Source organism: Enterobacter cloacae complex sp. 394I7 (assembly GCF_057320345.1).
In genome coordinates this window covers 296,422-313,870 of record NZ_JBXWCR010000003.1, presented here as the reverse complement: position 1 = coordinate 313,870, position 17,449 = coordinate 296,422, and the positions used below count along the sequence as shown (strand labels likewise).

Genomic DNA, 17,449 nt, shown 5'->3' with positions numbered 1-17,449 from the left:
GCAGACGGTGCCGCTGTATGATCTTACTGAACTTTCACGGCTTTTCCGTCTACCCAGACACGGCTGATGTTATTTCGCCTGGCGTTAAAGATGATTTTTTGCAGTCTATCTTCAGGCTGGTCTTCAGCAGCATGAATATAAATATCGCTTCCTGCAGCCCGGGTATCGATAACGATGGCATCGAACTGGTATCCGACCTCCAGCTTTCCTACAGGCAGCTCAAGCACGCCACCCGCACCGGCTGTCGCCAACCAGAATGCTTCCTTGAAGCTGACTGCCGAGCCTGGTCTGCCGCGGTGTTCCGGTTTGATACGGGCATCGACGCCATCATTCAGGGCTTTACTGGCGGTGATGGCATGGCGGCAGGCATCAAATACCGAGGGGCTATGGCCACCGGCAATATCGGTGCCTAACCCGACGTTCAGTCCACGGTCCAGCATTGCTCGCAGAGGGAATACTGCATTGGCAAAATAGAAATTTGAAAGGGGGCAGTGCGCGACGCCAGCCCCGGTTTTCTTAATCAGGTCAGCATCGTCATCTTCAATGTGATTTGAATGCGCGAGGATGGTTTTTTGGGTCAACAGGCCAAAATCACGCAGCGCCACGGTGTCCGTTTTCCCCAGGCGTTCTTTGACGTAACCATGTTCCCAGTCACTTTCTGAGCAATGGGTTTGCACATGGCAGCCTGTTTCTTTCGCCACCGTGCCCAGTCTTTTCAGCAGGTCATCCGTGCAGGAGGGAATAAACCGCGGGGTGATAACCGGGAGCACACGTTTTGCCGTATTGCCGGGTAACTCTGCGACAGCGCGAATAAATGCACGCGTTTCCGCCTCGGCCGATGCCGCCGTTTCGTCCCGATAATAGTCAGGGCACTGGGAGGGATCGTCCATCGCGACGCGGCCCACCAGGGCGCGCTGCCCCTGGGCCAGGCATATGCGGGCCAACTCGACGCTGCTTTCAGTGTGCAGGGTGGCGAAGTAGACGGCGGTGGTTGTGCCGTTCGCCAACAACGCGCTGACCAGTTCCGTATAATTTCGGCGGGCAAAATCGACGTCGGCGTATCGGGCTTCCAGCGGGAACGTGTAGTCATTCAGCCACTTCTCAAGCGGTTTATCCAGCGCCTTGCCCATCTGAGGCCACTGCGGGGCGTGGACATGCAAATCGATCAGGCCGGGCAGAAGATACTGGTCAGAAGAGAGTTCAGTGAGCTTACCCGCTTTACGGGCGGCGTCACGTACGTGCCGGAACGCGCCATCGTTATGTTGAATAATATCCACAATGGTACCGCTACCGTCGATACAGAACAGCGTGTCGGTAAAGTGGGTCACATTTTCCTTTGATTCCGCCGTATAGCCCTGCGCGCTAACAACCCGTTGCCAGGGGAATGCGTGGTAGGTGTTCATCTGTTTGTCCTTTTTCACGATTATGCTGAAGGGAAAATGTCCCGGATGGCAGTAGGATTTTTTCAGGTCGCAGGATCCTGAACTATCCAGACCCCCGTGTTCTGCCTGATATTCGGTTTAATGGCGCCCTGACGCTGGTTGTAGACAAAGGTGCCGGTCCTGTCGCTCAGGCAGACGAGCGTGAGGGTAAACAGCGTCGTCTGGCCCTGAAAATCCTCCTCTGCTTCCAGAACGCCTACGCTGTGTGCCAGGCCTGTTTGGCTTTTAAAAACTTCATAACGGTATTTCCCTTGCACCTTATTGCCTGTGCGCAAGATATGGCTGGTATACGTATCGTCAGTGAACTCCAGTCGGAGCAGGCTATCGGCATTGGGGTTTTGCACAGACCATAGCGGACCCGTTTTATTGATAAAGATTTTGCCGGAGAGTGTCTCCGGTACGTTGCAGGTCGCCTGAGCAAATAGCGGAAGCGCCAGCAGTGCTGAAAGTAATGTTATCCTGAGTTTCATCTTATTTGTCCATATCTTTGCCGGAGGAGAGGTAGGGTATCTTCCGTGCATTCATTTTTATTCGTTAAAAATCCTGGCACAAAAATGAAATACATCAATAAATCGAAAGGTTAATAAGATGGCGAAAGTTGAGGCTATTAAAGAGATAGCAATGATTTATTCCGCTGGACATGCTTTATAAGCCGAAGGGTGAATGCGGTAGTGTGTCTGGCAGCGCATGATTAAGCAAAATGGCGAAATGACTGTTGTCTTATTGTCGGTTTGAATAGCTTTTTTATCGCGGGATTTTTCATATGCTTCGTGTTGTGGTGAATCCCCCTGTGCGGTGGGGCATAATTTATAGGTTAACGTCATTATGCGGGCTTTGCTCACCGGGAGGCACCCGGCACCACACTGTTCTATTAAATGTTTATAAAAGAAGGTAGATATAACATTGCCACGACCCATATTAATAAGCCAGGAATTTTCAAAGGCCACGGCTCAAGGATAGCTATGCAAGCAAATGCACCTACCACGAGCACAGGGCCTGATAACACGTTCAGGATCCCACCTAAAGTAAGTATCTTTCCTGGCAGTAATCTATTGAGTACTAATGAAATAATGTAAGCACTCATAGTAATGATGGAAAAGGCGATTGTTTTATCATGCCATGTGTCGAATTCAATCCAGCAAAGACTATAGGCAAAAATTAAATATGAGCAAAGAAGCAGGTTTATAATTGGGATGGTAAACTTACTCATATGACCCTGCCGTAGTGTTTGTTTTTGGTTTTTCTATTGTTATTTTCTCAGTCTTGTGTGTATATCGTGTGTCCGTGTCAACGATACCATAAACCCGATATCCATAATCTAACGGTACAGATAGCCCTCCATTTATAAGTCCAGTCACGGTATCAGGCGAGGAGATTATATTGCATAATCTCCTCGCTATATCTTCTACGTCAGCCATAGTATCTCTTTAAATCTGTTATAAAGAGTAATATCGATGTAATATTAATGCAATTAAAGCAATTTATATAATCTACACGAAAAATTAAGAATTATTAGGGGCATTAATATTATCTTAAATGAGACAATAAGCGGTTTCATGCCAATCCCACGCACTCCACCGCTCAAACTAACTTAACTAAACACCGGCACCCCCAGCCCAACCTTCACTTCCCTCAGCGTTCCCTGTGTCACCGCCTGCGCCCGTTCCGTGCCGCGCTTCAGCATCGCCATCAGCTCCCCTTTATCCTGCATGTACATCGCCCTCCGTTCCCGCATCGGTGCAATCAGCTCCTGCAGGCACGCCTCCAGCTCGTTCTTGCATGCCCGGTCACCCAGTCCGCCCGCCTGATAATGCGCCTTCATCGCTGCCACTTTCGCTTTGTCCGGATGAAACGCGTCGAGGTAGGTAAAAACCACGTTTCCCTCAATCTGCCCCGGGTCGCTCACCTTCAGGTGGTTCGGATCGGTGTACATGGCGCTGACCGCACGGTGAATCGCCTCTTCACTGGCAGAAAGGTGCAGGGTGTTGCCCAGTGATTTCGACATCTTGGCGCTGCCGTCGATGCCGGGAAGGCGGCCGGTGTCGCTGAGCATCGCTTTGCAGTGGCGCAGCACCGGGGCAGGCAACAGGCTGTTCATCTTGTGCACAATCTCATTGGTCTGCTCAATCATCGGCAGTTGGTCGTCGCCGACGGGGACGCACTCGGCCTTGAACGCAGTGATGTCCGCCGCCTGGCTGATGGGATAGGCCATAAAACCGACCGGCAGCGAGCGGGCAAAGCCTTTCTGCGCAATCTCGTTTTTCACCGTCGGGTTACGCTCGACGCGGGCGACGGTGACGATGTTCATATACAACATTGTCAGCTCGGCGAGAGCGGGCAGGGCGGACTGCAGGCAGAGTGTCGTCAGGTTCGGGTCGATGCCGGCGGCGAGGTAGTCGGCGAGCACTTCAGGGATGTTGTCGCGAATTTTTTGTGGGTTGCTGCCGTTGTCGGTCAGCCCCTGCAGGTCGGCAATCAAGACATACTGGTTATGCGTCTGCTGTAGCGCCACGCGCTGGCGCAGCGAACCGACGAAATGACCCAGGTGCAGCGGGCCGGTTGGGCGGTCGCCGGTGAGGATGGTTTGAACGTTCATAAAGACTCCTTAATGTGCAATTGCCGAAAGGGGTCTTAGAAATGTGAAAGCCGCCTTTCGGCGGCTATCTGAAAATGGGGAAAACTACTCCGTGCCGCCTTTAAGAAGGCAGCCACCAGCGGTTTACGGTGAGCACGGCGTGGTTTATGTTCATGAAGTTACCGTACCACGTCTGGCGCAAAAAACAAAAGGGCACGTCATGCTGCAATCACTCAACCATCTGACCCTCGCGGTCAGCGACCTGCAAAAAAGCGTTACCTTCTGGCACGAGCTGCTGGGGCTGACGCTGCACGCCCGCTGGAATACCGGGGCCTATCTTACCTGCGGCGATCTGTGGGTCTGCCTGTCCTATGACGAGGCGCGCGGTTACGTGCCGCCGCAGGAGAGCGATTATACCCATTACGCGTTTACCGTTGCGGCGGAAGATTTTGAACCGTTCTCGCACAAGCTGGAGCAGGCGGGCGTTACCGTCTGGAAGCAAAACAAAAGCGAGGGGGCATCGTTCTATTTTCTCGACCCGGACGGGCACAAGCTGGAACTGCACGTGGGCAGCCTCGCCGCGCGGCTGGCGGCGTGCCGGGAGAAACCCTATGCCGGAATGGTCTTCACCTCAGACGAGGCTTGATGTCCGTACCTTCAGCCTGCCCGCCAGCGTCACATGGGTGGCGGCATCTTCCTGATTGCACAGGTACTCCACCGCCAGCCGTCCCAGTTCGCTGTAGGGGAGCGGGATACTGGTCAGCGGTGGGGTGAGTTGCTCGGAGATCTTCTGGTCGTCGTAGCCCGCCAGCAGCATATCCTGCGGGATGCGCACGCCGTTTACCGCCAGCGCCTGATAGCAGCCGATCGCCAGCCAGTCGCTGGCGCAGAAGATGGCGTCCGGGCGTTCGTCCAGCGCCAGCAGAGAGGTGGTGGCGGTAAAGGATTCGCTGAACTGCCAGTTGGTCTGGCGCACCAGACTCTCGTCACAGGCTAAACCGGCCTGCTGTAAGGCGGCCTGATAGCCGGCCAGCCGCTGGCGGGAGGCCTCCATCCAGCTCTCGCCGGTGATGTGGGCGATACGCGTTGCACCGCAGGCGATCAGGTGTTTGGTCACCTGGAAGGCGTTGGCGTAGTCGTCCGGAATAAACGACGGCAGCAGCGGCGAGCCGGGGTCGCGCTGATTGAGCAGCACCAGTGGAATGCGGGTACAGTCCTGAAAAGCGGTCATGTCGACAAGCGTGGTAACGGGGGAGGCGAGGATAATCCCCACGCAGTTGCGCTTCTCCAGCTGGCGGATAATGTTCAGCGCCAGCTCTACGTCATCACCGTAGTCGTACACCGTCAGCAGCGCTTCGTTGCGCCATGCGGCTTCCCGCGCCTGGCTGATGGCATCGATAAAGGGATCAAAGCTTTGCAGGGAACTTACCAGCAGGGCGATTTCCTCCTGGTTGCGCGGGGCGTGAATGGCAGGCAGGCGGTCATAACCGAGCTCGGTCGCCACGCCGATCACCCGCTGGCGGGTCTCGTCACTGAGCTTGATGTTACGGGACTGGTTGAGCACCAGCGATACCGTCGCCTGCGACACCCCCGCCGCCCGCGCAATATCGTTCATCGTGACTTTTGTTTTTCGCTTCATCCGTCCTCTCCCTCTCGCGACACCGCATCATACCCTAACTGTTCGCTTACGCGCCGTCGATCACGTTTCTTATTCGCGCCTGCATGAACTTTGTGAAGGCTGTCGCTTTTCGGAGCGTCATGAATTGCGCATTTATCCCGCAACTAATATTTATTAGCTAAATATTATCAGTAAGAGGACGCGTAATGAAAGAGCAGTGGAGCAGGGAGCAGGCACAGGCGTGGTATCAGCAAAAAGGCTGGCTGTGTGGGTTTAACTATTTACCGTCGACGGCGGTGAACTGGACCGATATCTGGCAGGAAGAGACCTTCGATGCCGATACCATCGATCGCGAACTGGGCTGGGCGGCGGAGGCGGGCTACAACACCCTGCGCATCAACCTGCCGTTTATTGTCTGGGAACACGATCGCGACGGCCTGATGGCGCGCATCGACGCGTTTCTGGCGATGGCCGACAGCCGCGGGTTCAGCACCATGCTGACCCTGATGGACGATTGTGGTTTCTCCGGCGATGAACCGTATCTGGGGCCGCAAAAGCCGCCGGTGCCGGGCAAGCACAACAGCCAGGCGGCAGCGAGCCCGGGGCGCGATAAAGTCTGCGATCCCGACTGCTGGCCGCAGATTGAGCGCTATATCCGCGACGTTATCCGCCAGTTCCGCGACGATGAGCGCGTACTGCTGTGGGATCTGTATAACGAGCCGGGCAACCGCGGCATTTTTGCGACCGGTACGCAGGAGGTGCAGTACGACGCGAAGCTGGAGACCTGCGCGCATGAGCTGATGAAGCTGGCGTTCCGGTGGGTGCGTGAAGAGGATCCCACTCAGCCGCTCACCGTCTGCGCGTGGCGTCTGCCGGCGGAAGAGGAGGGCGAGACGTTTTATCAGCATCCGCTGGATCAAACCGCGCTGGCACTATCCGACGTGGTGAGCTTCCACGCTTACACCAACACCGGACGTATGACCGCGATTATCCAGCAGCTGCAGGCGCTTGGGCGGCCAATCTTCTGCACCGAATGGCTGGCCCGCCACGTGGGCAGCACCCTCGAGGAGCAGCTCCCGCTGATGTACACGGCGAAGGTCGCGCCGTATCAGTGGGGGCTGGTGCGCGGTAAAACCCAGACGTGGCTGCCGTGGCCGGTGGTGATGAAGGAGTCTACGGACTACTGCCGCCTCTGGTTCCACGACGTCTTTGAGGAGAACGGTATCCCGTTCTCGCGCAGTGAAATGGCCTTAATGAAGAAGCTCCGTAAGATCGCCCCGAAAGCGCAGGGCTAATAATATCGACCCGGCGGCCTGCCGCCGGGCAACCAGGTACGCACTATGGCAATGACAATGAAAATACCGTCTCGCGAGTTGTGGTCTTATTTTGGTTATGGATTAGGTCAGTGTTTTAGCTTTGGTTTAGTGGGTTCGTTTATTAACTATTTTTACACCGACGTGCTCGGGATTTCGGCGCTGGCGGCGAGTACCATCTTCCTGATTGCCCGCGCGTGGGATGCGGTTCACGACCCGCTCTTTGCCAGCATAATGGACACCATTAACACCCGGTTCGGCAAGTTTCGCCACTTTTTGCTGATCGCCCCGTTACTCATTACCGGCGTCACGCTGCTGTCGTTCTATAAAATCGAAGCGGACATGACCACCAAAATTCTCTACGCCGGGGTGACGTACATTCTGTGGGGAACGCTGTACGCCATCTCTGATATCCCGTTCTGGTCGATGTCGTCGGTGATGACTAACGACTCCGGGCAGCGCACCCGCGCGGTGACGGCGGCCATGCTGGGGGTCAACGCCGGGATCGCCTGCGCCAACATTTTCTTCCCGAAACTGGCGGCGTTCTTCGCCCAGTACAGCAACGACAAAGGCTATTTTATGGCGGCGCTGGTGATGATGCTGGTCGGCCTGCCGCTGATGCTCAACGGCTTTATGCAGATTAAGGAGCGTGTGCCGCCGAGTCCGGAAAAGGTGACGATACGTGACACTTTCCATAACCTGCGCCAGAACAAGCCGCTGTTTATCGTTCTGCTGTCGTTCTTCTTCTGCGTGTTCCATAACGTGGCCGGCGGCCTCTACATCTACTTCTTTATCAACAATATGGGTGACGGCAGCCTGCAGATGGCGATCGGCGTGATGGGGATTATGGCGGCGGTGGTGTGTCTCGTCGCCCCGATGCTGACGCGCAAGATGCAGAAGCGGAAGCTGTTTATGATCCTCTGCGGGCTGGATGTGGCGGTACGCGTGGTGATGTGGTTTGTGGGCTATCAGCAGACGGCGATGCTGTTTATCCTGCTTGGCCTGAGTACGCTGTTCGTGATGATGTCCAACATTCTCACCTCGTCGATGATTGCCGACACCATCGAGTATGCGGAGTACCACACCCACAAGCGCTGTGCGGCGATCACCTTCTCCGGACAGACCTTTACCGGCAAGATGTCGGTGGCGGTCGGCGGTGGGCTAATCGGCGTGTTTCTGACGATGATCGGCTATGTCCCGCAGGCACAAACCCAGAGTGACGGCGTGCTGTCGGGGCTGTTCTTTGGTATCTGTCTGCTGCCCGCCATCGGCTCGCTGATCCGGCTTGGGTTTATGTCGCGCTTTACCTTTACCGAGGAGAAGCATGCGGAGATTTGCCGCCTGCTGGCGGAACGTCAGCACGAGAAAGCGCAGCAACGTGAGGACGAGGAAAATCTGGTGCGCCCGGCCACGGTGAATTAAACATTAACGCCTGCATGGCAGGCGTTATGTCTTTTACTCTCCTGTGAGCTCAATCCGGTTGCCGTCCGGGTCCGCAATCACTGCTTCATAAAACCCATCCCCGGTCATGCGGGGGGCGCTGAGCAGGGTGCCGTTTGACTGCGCCTGCGCCGCCATACGGTCCACCTCAGCCTGACTGCCGACGTGAATGGCGATATGCGCCCAGCCAATAAACTCCGGATAAGCCGGGGCGTCGGGCAGGTCCGGCACCGTCATCAGTTCAAGGGTTGGACCGCCATCCAGGGTAATAAAATGTGACGCAAAGCCCGGGCGATTTTTACTGAGGTAGCGTTCATTACGGCGTCCGCCAAAAACCGTTTCCCAGAACTGTACCTGTGCATCAAGGTGTCGGGTCCAGAGTGCAACGTGGGCAATGTTCATTGTTATCCTCGCGGTGAGTGCTGATTGACAGAGCACGCGCAGTGCAACATTATGCGCTTTGATGCTCGGTTTTGTTATTTTAAAGGACTTATAATGCTCGATTATGCTGCTTTTCCGGAGCAACGACAAGCGCTGATCCGTCAGATCCTTCAGGAGAGCGGAAGGGTGGTGTGCACCGAACTGGCGACACAAATGAAGGTCTCCGAGCACACCATTCGCCGTGATTTACATGAGCTTAGCAAAGAGGGCTTCTGTAAAAAGGTCTACGGTGGCGCGGTACTTCAGCTGCCGGATGCGGGGACATTTAGCCGCCGCGAGCAGGAAAACAGTGCACAAAAAGCCACAATCGCGCAGAAAGCGGCAACGCTGATCAAAGCAGGTGGCTGTATCTTTATGGATACGGGCACCACCAACCTGGCGCTGGCGAAAGCCCTTCCTGCCGAACTCAGCGTGACGGTGGTGACCAACTCCCCGGCCATCGCGACCGCGCTGCTGCAACATCCGCTGTGCGAGGTGATCATCACCGGCGGGCAGATCCAGCGGGCGTCCGGCGCGACGGTGGGTGCCACGGCTGCAAGCCAGCTTGAGGGGATTATCTTTGATCAGGCCTTTATCGGTGGCTGTGCGATGGATCCTGAGATGGGGCTGACCGGTTTTGATTTTGCCGATTGTGCGTTCAAAAAAGCGGTGATCGCCCAGAGCAACCAGACCATCGTGGCGTTGACTGCTGACAAGCTTCCCGGCGTGGCGCGCTTTGTCGTGGCAAAGAGCCGGGACATTGATGTGCTGGTGGTGGACGCGAATATTAAACAGGACGTTATCGACGCGTTTGCGGCGCAGGATGTTCGCATTGTGTGCGCCTGAGGACTTTGACCGGTAAAACAGGCTACACTCTGGTTTTGAGCGCTAAATGCTGAGGACATAACAATGCACTACACACTGAAAGAAGGCGATAAGGATAAAGCGGAAGGGTCAAACGGCGCGGGCGCGCTGCAGCAAAAACTGCTCGAGTCCCGCTCGATTGTTATCTCCGGTGAGATCAACCAGGAACTGGCGCAAAAAGTCATTACCCAACTGATCCTGCTGCAAAGCGTGAGCAACGATCCGATCAAGCTGTACATCAACAGCCAGGGGGGCCACGTGGAAGCGGGTGATACCATCCATGACTTCATCAAGTTCATCCGTCCGGACGTACACATCATCGGCACCGGCTGGGTGGCGAGCGCCGGGATCACCATCTTCCTGGCGGCGAAAAAAGAGCACCGCTACTCTCTGCCCAACACCCGCTTTATGATCCACCAGCCGCTGGGTGGCGTGCGTGGTCAGGCGACGGATATTGAGATTGAAGCGCGTGAGATCATCCGCATGCTGGATCGCGTGAACAAGCTGATCGCTGACGCCACCGGCCAGCCGCTGGAAAAAGTGAAAAAAGACACCGACCGCAACTTCTGGATGTCTCCGGCAGAAGCGCTGGACTACGGCATTGTGGGTAAACTGATTACGCATTATGACGATCTGAAGCTGGATTGATCCCTCAGGGCCGGACGTTTGCGCCGGCCTTCTCCTCTCGTTTGACCCATGACAAGTTCCCCCTTGACCGTCTCCCCTATAATCGCGCCTGTTTACCCTCTCACTGGTGCTACCCATGGCGTATCAACTGAACCTGAACTGGCCGGAATTTCTTGAAAAATACTGGCAGAAACAACCCGTAGTGCTAAAAAATGCCTTCCCTGATTTTGTCGACCCGATTACCCCGGACGAACTGGCAGGGCTGGCGATGGAGCCTGAAGTCGATAGCCGTCTGGTCAGCCATTCCAACGGTAAATGGGAGGCCAGCAATGGTCCGTTTGAGCACTTCGATGGCCTGGGCGAAACCGGCTGGTCGCTGCTGGCGCAGGCGGTAAACCACTGGCACATGCCTGCAGCGGAGCTGGTGCGCCCGTTCCGCGTCTTGCCAGACTGGCGTCTGGATGACCTGATGATCTCCTTCTCTGTCCCTGGCGGCGGCGTGGGCCCGCATATCGATCAGTACGATGTGTTTATCATTCAGGGGATGGGAAGCCGCCGCTGGCGCGTGGGTGGCAAGCTGCCAATGCGCCAGTTCTGCCCGCATCCGGCACTGCTGCACGTTGATCCGTTTGAGCCGATCATCGACGAAGATCTGGCCCCGGGCGATATCCTCTACATTCCACCTGGCTTCCCGCACGACGGCTTTACCCACGAAACGGCGCTAAACTACTCCGTCGGTTTCCGTGGTCCGAACGGCCGCGATCTGATCAGCAGCTTTGCCGATTACGCGCTGGAAAACGATCTGGGCGGCGAGCACTACAGCGATCCGGATCTGACCTGCCGCGAACACCCTGGACGCGTGGAACAGTACGAGCTGGATCGTATTCGCCAGATGATGATCGACATGATCAGCAAGCCTGATGATTTCACGAAATGGTTCGGTAGCTTTGTCTCGACGCCGCGCCATGAGCTGGATATTGCCACCGCGGAACCGCCGTACACGGCAGAAGAAGTGCTTGATGCATTGCAGGGTGGCGAAACGCTGTCTCGCCTGAGCGGTCTGCGCGTGTTGAATATCAACGGCAGCGTCTTCATCAACAGCGAACTGCTGGAAACGGTAGATGCGAAGGCTGCGGACGTGCTGTGTCGCTACACGGAACTCGGCCAGGCGGAGCTGGGCGAGGCGCTGAACAATCCGGCATTTATTGACGAACTGACCGGACTGATTAACCAGGGCTACTGGTTCTTCGACGAGTAACGGCTGGCGGCGTTTAGCCAGGCTAAACGCCGCCTCGTTCAGACCAGCATATTACAGGCTTTCCAGTAATTCAGGAGCCGCTCATCGTCGCGCTCCTTCTCTGCTTTTGTTTTCATCGCCTGCGCCAGATTTTCACGCGACAGCTCGTGGCCTTTTTGCACAATGTCTAAAACCGCTTCACCAAGAGCCAGTGAAATTTCTGTACGATTATTACGAATATTACGAATCGTCATTAATGCCTCCTCGTTGGTTGCGATAATGTAATTATGGAATAAAAAATAAACGTCGAGAATAATTCATCTTATTCTTATTTTTTCATTATGCTTCGCTATGCCTCGCGGTAGCTATAATATTCTGTTGTGTCAATGATGTTTCAAAATGCTAATAAGCGCCCGTAAGCCAAATTTATGCGCTACAGTTAATTCCGTGCAACGGCCAAATAACCAAAACGGGAGAATTATTATGGTAGATAAAAACGCAATTATGGATCACGCTCAGGTTGTCGCCAGCTGCGGAACACACGTCGGTGTTGTGGACCATCTGGATGGTGAGCGCATCAAGCTTGCGAAAAGCGATCCGGAATCCGGTGGGAAGCACCACTTTATACCGCTCGGTTGGGTGGACAAAGTGGATGATAATAAAGTTGTCCTGACCAAAAACCATAAAGAGGTTTTTGCTGAGTGGCAGCAAGCATAAATATATCTCTTTAACTGAAATATATTTCTTCGCTCCGGCGCAGGCCGGAGCATAATACGTTTTATGTCCAGTGATTGCTGCCACCACCAATGAATGGTACTGTTTCGTTTGTCCTTTCCCCGATGCAGGCACCGTCATATGCTCCAGCGTGAAAATAGATCAGCGAAACGCCTGTTTTTTGTTGAGGATTTTCAGATATTCGGTGAGCGCTACGGCATCGACTACCGGTTCCCGCAGTTAAAAGATGCGCAGGTCAACAACCGCGCCGTGCTGCAGGGGAATGTGGAAGAGATGACGCTTTCATCCGGCATTTCACTGACCCACTCCAACGTTCGCGTTTTACAACCTTACGAAACCACCTCTCGCCATAGCAGCCCACTCTATATGCTGGTGGTGCTGGCAGGAGGCGTCACGATCGCGCTCAATGGCGTTGAATATGTCGTACGATCCGGCATGGTCTTCAGCTCCCGCCTGAGTGAAGAGCAGATAATGTGCGCGCGTCACGATGCCGACAGCACGCTGAAAACGCTCTCGTTTGGTCTATTCCCACACGATGCCAGGCGTGAGGCCCTGCTTGAGTCACTGCTCCAGGAATGGCAAAGCCTGAATGCGCCCACCCTGGTCTGGCACGTTCCTGAGTTTGTCCTTGCGGGGATCCAGCATGCTCAGCAGCAGGGTCTAAGCGCGTTATCCCGTCAGCTGTTGCTGGAAGGGCTGATGTATCAGCTTCTGGGCCAGGGTTTGGCGCAGCGCCAGCAATCCTTCCCGTGCCGGCCTGAGCATGCGCGTCTTGAACGCGTGCGCAGCAGGCTGGAACAGTCTCCGGAGCAGGATCATACTCTTGCGCAGCTGGCCGCCCTCGCCGCCATGAGCCCGAGCAGCCTGCGCAGCAAGTTTCGTCAACGCTACGGCTGCACCCTTTTCGATTACCTGCGCGAATGTCGGCTCGCGCTGGCGCGTCGCTATCTGCTTGAAGGCTATAGCGTGCAGCAGGCGGCGTGGATGTGTGGCTATCAGCACGCCACCAATTTCGCTACCGCGTTTCGTCGCCATTACGGTATTGCACCGGGCGACGTGCGCAAACGCCGCTAACCTACTTTCTCTCTTCGCGCGAACGCAACCCGTGCGGTTTAGCACCGCGCATACGTATCCTGGCGGCGCGCATAGCTGTTTGCTTTCTCAAAAAGGTAATAATTCTTATTAACAATAAGAAATACCTTTGGAGAGGGTTATGTTTGCTAAGTCACGTCTGGCACTGCTGGTGGGATGGGTTACCGGTAGCGTCGCTTTTCCTTTACTGGCGCAGGATGCCCAAAAAACGGACACCGTTGTGGTCACGTCGCAGATGCAATCTGCTGCCACCAAGCTTGAAACGCCGGATATAGAGACTCCGCAGTCGGTCTCTATCGTTACCCGCGAGCAGTTTGAAGAGCAGGGCGCGACCAGCGTGCGCCAGGCAGTGAGTTACACGCCGGGGGTTTACAGCAACCAGATTGGCGCGTCAAACCGCTTCGACTACATGGTGCTGCGCGGTTTCTCCGACGGCAGTCTGGATAACGTCTACCTCGACGGCCTGAAGATGATGGGAGACACCAACTCTCACAGCTCGCTGGTGGTGGATCCCTGGTTCCTCGACAATATCGAGGTGGTGCGTGGCCCGGCCTCCGTGCTGTACGGCCGTTCATCGCCGGGCGGTATCGTGGCGCTGACCTCCCGCAAGCCGTCGTTCGATCCGGGCGGGGAGATTAAGCTATTTGCCGGGAACAATAACCAGCGCGGGGCGATGTTCGACGTCACCGGCCCGGTTGATGATAACGACCGCGTGGCGGTGCGCCTCAGCGGGATGACCCGCTATGCCGATTCCCAGTTTGATCCGCTGAAGGAAGAGCGCTACGCGCTGATGCCGAGCCTGACCTGGCGCATCACTGATAACACGCGTCTGGATCTTATGGCCTATCTGCACCGCGATCCGGAAGGGGGGAGCCACTCCGGCCTGCCTTATGACGGCACCGTGGTGCCGCATAACGGTAAGAAAATCACCAACACCTTCTTTGAAGGTGAGGATGATTACGACAAGTACGATCGTCGGGAAAACATGGTGGGCTACAACATTGAGCACATGTTCGACAGCGGCTGGACGGTGCGCCAGAAGCTGCGCTATCTGCACACCAAAGTGGAGCTGAATCAGGTATATGCCGCGGGCTGGCTGAACGATACCGAGCTCAACCGCGGCTATTCCGGTTCTGACGAGAAGATGAATGCCATCACGCTGGATAACCAGGTCGACGGCAGTTTCGATACCGGGGCAGTTAACCACCGTGTGCTGATCGGCCTGGATTATCAGGACCGTACCAATAACGTGACCGGCTACTACGGCGGTTTCCCGCCCATCGACGCGTTCCACCCGGTTTACGGTGCGAAACCGGATTACATCACCCAGTACAGCAAGGAAAAACATAAGCTGCGCCAGACCGGGTACTACCTTCAGGATCAGATGTCCATCGACCGCTGGCGCCTGACGCTGGGCGGGCGTTATGACCAGGTAAGCGTGTCGAACGTTGATAACGTTAACCATACCCGCAGCGACCTGGATAAGAACAACGTCAGCAGCCGCGCGGCGTTGCTGTATCTGTTTGATAACGGTGTCGCGCCGTACGTCAGCTACTCCACGGCCTTTACGCCGACCAGCTTCGCCGATGAGCAGGGCAACATTCTGGACCCGATGAAAGGCAAGCAGTGGGAAGCGGGCGTGAAGTATGAACCCGAGGGGATGAATAGCCAGTTCAGCGCCTCGGTGTTCCGCATCAACCAGAAGAATATCGCCACCAAAGAGGAGCCGACCGATCCGTACCGTTCCATCGGTGAGATCGAGTCCGAGGGCGTTGAGCTGGAAGCGGTGGGTCAACTGACCGACAGCCTGCGCATGCAGGCGGCGTACACCTATACCGACATTCGCTACAAGAAGAGCAGCCCGGAAGAGGAGGGCAAGCGCGCCGTCTATGCGCCGCGTAATATGGCCAGTGCCTGGCTCAGCTACGACGTGAAAACGGGCCCGCTGGACGGCCTGACCGTCGGCTCCGGCGTTCGTTACGTCAACGGCATTACCAGCGATCGCCAGAACACCCATACGCTGCCGTCGTATACGCTGGTGGATATGGTGGTGGGGTATGACCTGTCGAAGGTGGGGCTCACGGGCATGAGCGCGCAGCTGAACGTCAATAATCTGACCGATAAACGCTATGTGGCGGCGTGTAACTCGCTCTCCTACTGCTATTTCGGCGCGGAACGCAGTATCGTTGGCAGCGTTTCATGGACGTTTTAAGTCAGTGACAGTGCCGGGCGGCGGTGACGCCTTGCCCGGCCTGGTGGAGGAGGGCATCAGGCCGCACTACGCCTCCATCGCAATCACAATTGCCTCACCCATCTTCTTCAGCGCCTCGCGATGCTTCTCCGTTGGCGGTAACGCAACGTTGATCCGCAGGCAGTTGCGGTACTTGCCGGACGCAGAGAACAGCGACCCGGCTGCCGCCTGGATCTTCAGCCGGCACAGCTGCTTGCTGACGCACACCATGTCGACGTTTTCCGGTAACTCCACCCACAGCAAAAAACTGCCCTGCGGGCGCGTCACGCAGATCTCCGCCGGGAAATACTGCCGCACCCAGCAGGTATAGGTTTCCATATTCTGCTGATAAATCTGGCGCATACGGCGAACGTGACGATGATAATGGCCGTCGCGAATAAACGCCGCCACCGCCATCTGCGTTCCCGGCACGTTAAAGCCGCCTGCGGCGTATTTCATGTGCATCACCCGGTCGTAATAGCGCCCCGGCACAATCCAGCCGACGCGCAGGCCCGGTGCCACGGTCTTGGTAAACGAGCTGCACAGGAGCACGCGGCCATCAATGTCCATGGAGTGAATGGTGCGCGGGCGCGGGTATTCCGCCGCCAGCTCGCCGTAAATATCATCCTCCACGATCACGATATCGTGCCGCTGGGCGAGAGCCAGCACCTGCCTCTTCCGCGCTTCCGGCATGATAAAACCCAGCGGGTTATTGCAGTTGGGCACCAGGATCACCGCTTTAATGGGCCACTGCTCCAGCGCCAGCTCTAACGCTTCAATGCTGATCCCGGTTTCGGGATCGGTGGGAATTTCGATGGCTTTGATGTTGAACCCGCGTAGCATCTGCATGGTGCCGTGAAACGACGGGGATTCCACGGCCACAATATCGCCCGGTTTGCATATCGAGAGCAGGGCAATCGACAGCGCGCCGTGGCAGCCATTGGTGATGACAATCTCATTCGCGGCCACGGTAGAGCCGCCGTCCAGCATCAGCCGTGCGATCTGCTCGCGCAGCTCGAGCCGACCGTCGAGCACGTCATAGCTCAGCATCTCGCCCGGATTGTGCTGCGCGATGCGGCTCATTTCGCGCCACAGCGGTTTCAGGCTCGGTTGATTGACGTCCGGCGAGCCGCCGCCAAAGGAGATCATCTCTTTGTCGGCACGGGCATCCAGCAGCATCATCACTTCATCCCACTGGGTGACGTCTACCGGACGCTGCACCGGACGCGTCATTGCCGGTACGGGCGGCATGGCCTTACGTTGCGAGACAAAATAGCCGGAGCGTGGCTGAGGCGTGATCAGCTGCAGATTTTCGAGGATCTGGTAAGCCTGCTGTATGGTGCTGATGCTAACGCCATGCTCCTGGCTCAGCGCGCGCACCGACGGCAGACGTTCACCGCTGCGATACAGCCCTTGTTGAATGCGTTCCGCCAGAAGGTTGGCGAGATGTTGGTAGCGCGTCATGCTGTATCCTTTGTTTTCACCATACAGATTGTAAAACCAGTACAGATTGCCGCAAAAAACGGCATGCAGATACAGTTTTAGCGGATCTGTATGTTAAACAAAAGATGTTTTTGAATCTGTATTGTACGACCTGAATTCCACGATGATAACGCTACTGGCACAGTGAGGAGAGCATCATGGAATTTTACGAGAACCGTTCAAAACGTCCGTTTATTGTTTTTGTCTGGATCGGCAAAACGCTACGCAACTGGTACCGTATTCACCGCACCCGTCGCATCCTGAGCAAGATGAGTGACGAGCAGCTTAAGGATGTCGGGTTGTCGCGCTATGATGTGTAAGCAGGCAGGGTCGGCGCTGGCCGGGTAAGGAGAAACCCCTACCCGGCGCAACGG

Annotated in this window: 18 protein-coding genes and 1 pseudogene; 10 read left to right on the top strand and 9 right to left on the bottom strand. The window is 55.9% G+C overall.

Annotated features, from left to right (window positions below; all coding sequences use genetic code 11):
- Nucleotides 1-23: 23 nt before the first annotated feature.
- The 5 genes and pseudogenes from guaD to trpS all read right to left on the bottom strand — a co-directional run bounded on the left by guaD (nt 24) and on the right by trpS (nt 4,038).
- Nucleotides 24-1,403: a guanine deaminase gene (gene guaD / locus AC2FAP_RS14940; RefSeq protein WP_485452973.1), complete on the bottom strand. Its 1,380-nt coding sequence runs from the start codon at nt 1,401-1,403 to the stop codon at nt 24-26.
- Nucleotides 1,404-1,465: 62 nt separating this feature from the next.
- The gene (locus AC2FAP_RS14935) at nt 1,466-1,912 is read right to left on the bottom strand and encodes a hypothetical protein (RefSeq protein ID WP_078774320.1); all 447 of its coding nucleotides are present in this window, start codon (nt 1,910-1,912) and stop codon (nt 1,466-1,468) included.
- Between the two features lie 401 nt (nt 1,913-2,313).
- The gene (locus AC2FAP_RS14930) at nt 2,314-2,652 is read right to left on the bottom strand and encodes a hypothetical protein (protein ID WP_108647536.1); all 339 of its coding nucleotides are present in this window, start codon (nt 2,650-2,652) and stop codon (nt 2,314-2,316) included.
- Nucleotides 2,653-2,692: 40 nt separating this feature from the next.
- A pseudogene (locus AC2FAP_RS14925) lies at nt 2,693-2,860 on the bottom strand (hypothetical protein); the annotation flags it as partial.
- Between the two features lie 173 nt (nt 2,861-3,033).
- A complete protein-coding gene (gene trpS / locus AC2FAP_RS14920) occupies nt 3,034-4,038 on the bottom strand; it encodes a tryptophan--tRNA ligase (protein WP_485452972.1) in 1,005 nt (334 codons plus the stop codon).
- Nucleotides 4,039-4,237: 199 nt separating this feature from the next.
- On the opposite strand from trpS, the gene AC2FAP_RS14915 reads away from it, so the two are divergent.
- Entirely contained in the window at nt 4,238-4,663 is a 426-nt protein-coding gene (locus AC2FAP_RS14915; RefSeq protein ID WP_025205684.1) for a fosfomycin resistance glutathione transferase FosA2, read from the top strand.
- On the opposite strand, the gene AC2FAP_RS14910 is transcribed toward AC2FAP_RS14915, so the two are convergent.
- The gene (locus AC2FAP_RS14910; protein ID WP_485452971.1) at nt 4,649-5,656 is read right to left on the bottom strand and encodes a LacI family DNA-binding transcriptional regulator; all 1,008 of its coding nucleotides are present in this window, start codon (nt 5,654-5,656) and stop codon (nt 4,649-4,651) included. The genes AC2FAP_RS14915 and AC2FAP_RS14910 overlap by 15 nt on opposite strands.
- A 185-nt stretch (nt 5,657-5,841) precedes the next feature.
- Here AC2FAP_RS14910 and AC2FAP_RS14905 point away from each other — a divergent pair, with 185 nt between their 5' ends.
- Nucleotides 5,842-6,930 (top strand): cellulase family glycosylhydrolase, encoded by a 1,089-nt coding sequence (locus AC2FAP_RS14905; protein ID WP_485452970.1) that lies wholly within the window; start codon nt 5,842-5,844, stop codon nt 6,928-6,930.
- Between the two features lie 45 nt (nt 6,931-6,975).
- Complete coding sequence (locus tag AC2FAP_RS14900; RefSeq protein ID WP_228176100.1) at nt 6,976-8,370, top strand: MFS transporter; 1,395 nt, start codon at nt 6,976-6,978, stop codon at nt 8,368-8,370.
- Nucleotides 8,371-8,403: 33 nt separating this feature from the next.
- Here the strand turns inward: AC2FAP_RS14900 and AC2FAP_RS14895 are convergent, their stop codons facing one another.
- Nucleotides 8,404-8,790, bottom strand: a complete 387-nt coding sequence (locus tag AC2FAP_RS14895; protein WP_148576568.1) for a VOC family protein — start codon at nt 8,788-8,790, stop codon at nt 8,404-8,406.
- A 93-nt stretch (nt 8,791-8,883) separates the two neighbouring features.
- Between AC2FAP_RS14895 and AC2FAP_RS14890 the strand changes: the two genes are divergently transcribed.
- From AC2FAP_RS14890 to AC2FAP_RS14880, 3 genes are all read left to right on the top strand, one after another.
- The gene (locus AC2FAP_RS14890) at nt 8,884-9,654 is read left to right on the top strand and encodes a DeoR/GlpR family DNA-binding transcription regulator (protein WP_020885337.1); all 771 of its coding nucleotides are present in this window, start codon (nt 8,884-8,886) and stop codon (nt 9,652-9,654) included.
- Between the two features lie 63 nt (nt 9,655-9,717).
- A complete protein-coding gene (locus AC2FAP_RS14885; RefSeq protein ID WP_014168451.1) occupies nt 9,718-10,320 on the top strand; it encodes an ATP-dependent Clp protease proteolytic subunit in 603 nt (200 codons plus the stop codon).
- Nucleotides 10,321-10,435: 115 nt separating this feature from the next.
- On the top strand, nt 10,436-11,557 hold the full coding sequence (locus tag AC2FAP_RS14880; RefSeq protein ID WP_485452969.1) for a ribosomal protein uL16 3-hydroxylase: 1,122 nt from the start codon (nt 10,436-10,438) through the stop codon (nt 11,555-11,557).
- 38 nt (nt 11,558-11,595) lie between these two features.
- Here the strand turns inward: AC2FAP_RS14880 and AC2FAP_RS14875 are convergent, their stop codons facing one another.
- On the bottom strand, nt 11,596-11,790 hold the full coding sequence (locus tag AC2FAP_RS14875; protein WP_020885335.1) for a DUF2767 family protein: 195 nt from the start codon (nt 11,788-11,790) through the stop codon (nt 11,596-11,598).
- A 229-nt stretch (nt 11,791-12,019) separates the two neighbouring features.
- Between AC2FAP_RS14875 and AC2FAP_RS14870 the strand changes: the two genes are divergently transcribed.
- The 3 genes from AC2FAP_RS14870 (at nt 12,020) to foxA (ending at nt 15,575) form a co-directional block, all read left to right on the top strand.
- Nucleotides 12,020-12,253 (top strand): DUF2171 domain-containing protein, encoded by a 234-nt coding sequence (locus tag AC2FAP_RS14870; RefSeq protein ID WP_020885334.1) that lies wholly within the window; start codon nt 12,020-12,022, stop codon nt 12,251-12,253.
- A gap of 138 nt (nt 12,254-12,391) precedes the next feature.
- Complete coding sequence (locus AC2FAP_RS14865; protein WP_485452968.1) at nt 12,392-13,345, top strand: AraC family transcriptional regulator; 954 nt, start codon at nt 12,392-12,394, stop codon at nt 13,343-13,345.
- A gap of 121 nt (nt 13,346-13,466) precedes the next feature.
- Nucleotides 13,467-15,575 carry a ferrioxamine B receptor FoxA gene (gene foxA / locus AC2FAP_RS14860; RefSeq protein WP_108647525.1) on the top strand — a complete coding sequence of 703 codons (2,109 nt, stop codon included), beginning with the start codon at nt 13,467-13,469 and terminating at the stop codon, nt 15,573-15,575.
- A 66-nt stretch (nt 15,576-15,641) separates the two neighbouring features.
- Here foxA and AC2FAP_RS14855 read toward each other — a convergent pair whose 3' ends face one another.
- On the bottom strand, nt 15,642-17,057 hold the full coding sequence (locus AC2FAP_RS14855) for an aminotransferase-like domain-containing protein (RefSeq protein ID WP_244047645.1): 1,416 nt from the start codon (nt 17,055-17,057) through the stop codon (nt 15,642-15,644).
- Nucleotides 17,058-17,233: 176 nt separating this feature from the next.
- Here AC2FAP_RS14855 and AC2FAP_RS14850 point away from each other — a divergent pair, with 176 nt between their 5' ends.
- Nucleotides 17,234-17,395, top strand: a complete 162-nt coding sequence (locus AC2FAP_RS14850) for a DUF1127 domain-containing protein (protein ID WP_014168457.1) — start codon at nt 17,234-17,236, stop codon at nt 17,393-17,395.
- Nucleotides 17,396-17,449 lie beyond the last annotated feature (54 nt).